Origin of the sequence: Devosia psychrophila, from assembly GCF_000971275.1 — a bacterium.
GTDB lineage: Bacteria > Pseudomonadota > Alphaproteobacteria > Rhizobiales > Devosiaceae > Devosia > Devosia psychrophila.
This window is the reverse complement of the sequence record NZ_LAPV01000026.1, coordinates 1-1,054: the sequence shown is the minus strand read 5'-3', so window position 1 is coordinate 1,054 and position 1,054 is coordinate 1. Positions and strand designations below refer to the sequence as shown.

General features: G+C 56.9%; 1 protein-coding gene. It reads left to right on the top strand.

Annotated features, from left to right (window positions below; all coding sequences use genetic code 11):
• Positions 1-391 precede the first annotated feature (391 nt).
• Positions 392-1,054, top strand: a 663-nt coding sequence (locus WH91_RS02930) for a LacI family DNA-binding transcriptional regulator (protein WP_046169530.1), incomplete at its 3' end; no start/stop codon positions are given.

Genomic DNA, 1,054 nt, shown 5'->3' with positions numbered 1-1,054 from the left:
GGTTGAGATCGAGGCCGGAAAAAGGGGCGTTCATTTGAGGTTCCGTCAAAAGCGGGCAGGGGCAAGCCGTTCGCCGTTAAGGCGTTCGATGACCGCAAGCGGTTTGGGCAGCACAGAGCGTTCGCAAGCATGTCACGCAGCAACGGCAGCCGTGAAAATTAAGTGCGGACAGGCCAGACGATCGGCTAGGCGGAGTTTTCAATAGTGAACATGGTTTTTCTCCCTAGGGGTCCTCACGTGGCCATCTTATCTGCTGGCTCTAGCGCGCTCACATTGATCGGGGAGCGACCAATCGCACCCGATGGCGTCACCATAACAAGCAATTTGAGTTTTGCAAATGCATTCACAAATCAATTTGCAAATCGATTTTCAGGATGTTAGCGATCTAAATATGACAACGATTTCCGAAGTTGCAGAGCGTGCCGGCGTGTCGCGGACCACCGTCTCCCATGTGCTCAATCATGCCGAACGCGTTTCCGAGCATTTGCGAGCCCGGGTGCTGCAGGCGGTGGAAGAGCTGGGTTATTCGCCCAACCCGCAGGCCCAAAGCCTGCGCACCGGCCGCACCAATATCATTGCCCTTCTGATCCCCGACATTCTCAACCCGTTCTACACCGAGCTGGTCAAGACCGCCCAGACTGAGCTGGAGGCAACCGGTCTCGACACCATGATTTTTAATTCGGACGTGCCGGGAGGCCATCCCGAGGATCATAACCGCGAATATCTGCGACAGATCCGCAACAAGCGAGTCGATGGCTTGATCGTCGGCAATTTCGCGCTGCATCGCATGCATGACGTGCTGCTCAAGCTCGAAATGCCCACAGTGTTCATCGGTGACCTGCCCAATCAGGCCGTGGACAGCGTCAAAGCCGACGATTTCGGCGGTGGGGAGGCCATGGGCAGATATCTTGCATACAAGGGCCATACGCGGATTGCCCATATAACCGGCCCAAAACATTTCGACGAAGCCATGGCGCGTGCCGCAGGCTTCGAAGCTGGCCTGCGAGCCGGCGGAGTGCAACCCGTCCCCGACCTGCGCTACGAAGGCACCTAC